The 1,879-nt window shown below is 67.9% G+C and carries 2 protein-coding genes; one reads left to right on the top strand and one right to left on the bottom strand.

The features are described from left to right. The coding region (locus LQV45_RS29055; protein WP_230010496.1) for a toprim domain-containing protein at window positions 1-1,323 on the top strand (1,323 nt) is incomplete at its 5' end. Between the two features lie 39 nt (window positions 1,324-1,362). Here the strand turns inward: LQV45_RS29055 and LQV45_RS29050 are convergent. After that, window positions 1,363-1,879: M56 family metallopeptidase (locus tag LQV45_RS29050; protein ID WP_230010493.1), on the bottom strand; the 517-nt coding region annotated here is incomplete at its 5' end.

Raw genomic sequence — 1,879 nt, 5'->3', positions numbered from 1 at the left:
GCCGCCGACCCCGCCGTCACGGATATCTGGCGCCTCCACGGTGCCGGGAAATTCAAGGAAACCGTCCCCGTCCTCGACGAAAAGGGCCACAGCCAGCTTGCGGAGGTCGAACGCGACTGTGAGGTCGACGTCGCGCTGCGCTGGGGGATCGGCTACGACAGTACGGTCCGGACCTTCGTCAACATCATTTCCACGCCCAAGGGCGGCACCCACCAGTCCGGCTTCGAGCAGGCCCTGCTCAAGACCTTCCGCAAGGCCGTGGAGACCAATGCCCGCAAGCTCAAGGCCGGCAACGACAAGATCGAAAAGGACGACATCTTCGCCGGCCTGACCGCGGTCCTGACCGTCCGGCTGGCCGAACCGCAGTTCGAGGGCCAGACCAAGGAAATCCTGGGCACCTCCGCCGTCCGGGCCATTGTGGCCAAGGTGGTGGAACAGGAGATCACCGCGAAGCTGACCTCCGCCAACCGCAACGACAAGGCCCAGTCCGCGCTGCTGCTGGAAAAGATCGTCAGCGAGATGAAGTCCCGCATCTCGGCGCGCGTCCACAAGGAAACCCAGCGCCGCAAGAATGCGCTGGAAACCTCCTCCATGCCCACCAAGCTGGCCGACTGCCGTACCGACGACGTCGGACGCTCCGAACTGTTCATCGTCGAAGGTGACTCCGCGCTCGGCACCGCCAAGCTGGCGCGGTCCTCCGACTTCCAGGCGCTCCTGCCGATCCGCGGCAAAATCCTCAACGTCCAGAAAGCCTCGGTGGGGGACATGCTCTCCAACGCCGAGTGCGCTGCCCTGATCCAGGTGGTGGGGGCCGGTTCCGGCCGCACGTTCGACATCAGCGCCGCCCGGTACGGCAAAGTGATCCTGATGACCGACGCCGACGTCGACGGCGCCCACATCCGGACCCTGCTCCTGACGCTCTTCTTCCGCTACATGCGTCCGATGATCGACGAGGGGCGCGTCTTCGCCGCCGTCCCGCCGCTGCACCGGGTGGAGGTCGTCAACGCCGGCCAGAAGGCCAACGAGATGATCTACACCTACTCCGAGGCTGAGCTCCATGTCCTGCTGGCGCGGCTCGCCAAGGAGGGCAAGCGCTACAAGGAGCCCATCCAGCGGTACAAGGGGCTGGGCGAAATGGATGCCGAGCAGCTGGCCGAAACCACCATGGACCCGCGGCACCGGACGCTCCGCAAGGTCGGGATCGAGAACGCCAAACAGGCCGAAGAGACTTTCGACCTCCTCATGGGCTCGGACGTGGCGCCGCGCAAGGACTTCATCATTGCAGGCGCCGCCAATCTGGACCGGGAGCGCATCGACGCCTGACGTTCCGCCGGCGGGGACGGGCTGGCCGGAAGAACGGCCTTAGCCGAGCAGGCCGGGGACCAGCAGCAGGGCCGTCGGCACGGCCAGGAGCAGCACGCAGCAGGCCAGGACAGCGGCGCGCAGCGGTTCCGACAACGGCGGCTGCGGCGAGAGCAGGCGGCTGACGCGTGACGCCGTCGTGCCCGCCGAGCCGCTGCCTCCGGTGGCGCCGGGCTGGCTGGGGTCGCCGTCGGCCACGCCGGGCTCGCCGAACGCCAGGCGCACCGCGGGGGTGGCCGGGGACCCGCTGGCCACAATGGCAATCGCCCTGATCAGGGTCGCCTTGCTCTCCGTCTTGAGCGCGACGTCGTCGGCCAGCATCTCGATCAGGGAGTTGACCGACTCCTGCGCCAGCCGGGTGGTGGGCAGCCACGGCAGCGCCTGGCGCCACGCGGCGAAGGCCCACAGCAGGAGGTGGTGGCGCTGGCTCAGGTGGGCGTTCTCGTGAATTAGCACGGCACGCAACTCATCGGGCTCCAGGGCGGCCATGAGGCCGTCGGAGAGAACCGTCACGGAC

Source organism: Microbacterium sp. Bi128 (genome assembly GCF_918698205.1).
Note: the sequence above shows the minus strand (reverse complement) of the source record. Positions and strands in the feature narration are given on the sequence as shown.